A 2,065-nucleotide genomic window follows, 5' to 3' on the forward strand; every position below is an offset into this window, starting at 1 on the left:
GGTGCAGTCGGTCCTGCCGTCGCCTTTGGCGCCGAAGTCCGTGACGATGAGGTCCGACGGGGCGGCAAATACCGCCGTCACGCTCATGAGAATGAGCAGTACCCATAATGCTTTGTTCATCTTTATTCCTCGTAATCCATAATATTGGCAGAGAACACCCTGGCCCCGGGTTCGCTTATCACCCTGATCTCACGCAGGGCGATGCCTAACCGGCGGTGGTCCGCCGAACCGTAGATATCCCCGGGGCTCCAGTATCTGAAGCGGGGAGTGAAGACCAGCTCCGCGCTGCTGCCGGTATTTACCACACAGCAGACGTTGTTCTCCCCCGCCTTCCCGACGGGCAGCGCCAGCCTGCCGTCCAGCAGCATGCCGCAGCCCTCTTGGAAGGCCGGCTCGGGAACGAATATACTGAAGGTCACGGTGTACCGTGTGTTTTTGTTCACCGGCAGAGTGATCTTGTGGCCCTCCCCGGACCAGCGCTTGGTGCCCCCTGTCCCGAACTCGGCCGCCTCGTCCCCGGGATAGAAGCCGGAGAGAAACCTGCCGTCGTGGGAGGAGCCCACGTCCACCATATAGTTCTTTTTCTGCTCCGCGGTGAGGGTATCGGGAAGTCCGGGGCTGTTTTGGGCTATCCGGGCCCGGCCGCCGACCCGGTTGTCCACCCTGACTCCCGAGGGGCACATATTGCCCGTAACTACGGCGGATCTCACTCCCGCGTCAAGAACTATCTGAGGCGTCCTGTCGCTGAAGGAGTTGCCCTGGATCACTCCCCATCCCCCCTTCATATCGATACAGGGAGCATTGTGGTTCTCAAAATGGCAGTTAATGACGGAGAGCAGGCCGTCAGGGCTGGCGGTGCGGATGCAGGGCCGGCCCACGTCGCCCCAGAAGGAGCAGTTCATCAGGCTTACCTTGTACCTTGCCGTTTTGAGTATCTCCACCTGGCAGGAGTCCGGGGAGGACCAGCGGCCCACGAATTCCCCGTTGGTTATGAGCAGCGTGCCGCTCTCCTGCACCAGCAGCGCATTGGCGCAGGAATCCGCTCCCAGGCCCAGAAAGCTGCCGTTGCAAAAGCCGGCGTCGGACCGGCTGAACTTGTAGCCCGCTCCGTAGCCGAAGCAGAAGCAGTTGTATACGTACTGCCAGTCCGAACGGCCGAACTCAAAGGCCACTCCGTGCCTGTTGATCCAGTCCACGTATTTGTCGTTCTGGTCATAGGCCACCCCGAAGGGCCAGAAGTGGCAGTTCTCCACCCGGCTGATGTCGTAGCATTTGTCTATGTACAGGCCCCTTTTGATGGGGTAACCCTGCACGTTGCGGATATAGCTGCGGCCCACACCCGACAGCCTGATGCCCTCGTAGGGGTTCACCAGCTGGCAGTCCTGAACGCTCTGGTCGTCCCCCGTATAGCCGGCTATGCAGGGAGGATAGGGCACGGGAGGCACCGTCTCCGACGACCATTCGGGGTAGGATATGATGAACCCCTTCACGCCGCAGGTAGAGCCCTCCATAGTGATGAAGGCGGCGCTCCCCGGCCTGTTCCTGCCGGCGTAGACCCGGAGAGCAGAGCCATTGTAGGTCTTATTCTGCTCTGCAAAATGGTCGTTGCGCTGGGTGGGAGGCGCCTGATGGGTGCCCGTAAGATACACTCCGGACCTGATCTTCAACGTGCCCCGCAGGGTGTATTCCCCGGAGGGGACGAAGACGCTGCCGCCCCCCGCCCGAAAGGCTGCGTCCAGAGCCTGCTGAAAGGCCCCGGTGCAGTCGGCGCCGCCGGGAGCCGCTCCGTAGTCCGTGACTATGAAGTCCGCCAAAGGGACCGCAGCCGCCCGGAGACAGAAGCACAGCGCCAGCAGCGCCAAAAGCAGCCTGCGCATATTATTTGACGTAGTCCATGTTGTTGGCCGAGAACACCCGGGCCTTTGAGTCGGAGATCACCCTGATCTCCCGGAGGCCTATGCCTATCCAGCGGTCGTCCGCGGAGCCCGTGTCCTTGGGGTTCCAGTACTTGAACTTGGGGGTGAAGACCAGCTCCGTGTTGTTGCCGGAATTCACCACGCAGTAC

Annotated in this window: 2 protein-coding genes; both read right to left on the minus strand. The window is 61.4% G+C overall.

The window, feature by feature from the left end:
• Positions 1-122 precede the first annotated feature (122 nt).
• Complete coding sequence (locus IK083_10275; protein ID MBR4749939.1) at positions 123-1,877, minus strand: hypothetical protein; 1,755 nt, start codon at positions 1,875-1,877, stop codon at positions 123-125.
• 1 nt (position 1,878) lies between these two features.
• The coding region (locus IK083_10280; GenBank protein ID MBR4749940.1) for a hypothetical protein at positions 1,879-2,065 on the minus strand (187 nt) is incomplete at its 5' end.

Source organism: Abditibacteriota bacterium (assembly GCA_017552965.1).
Taxonomy (GTDB): domain Bacteria; phylum Armatimonadota; class UBA5829; order UBA5829; family UBA5829; genus RGIG7931.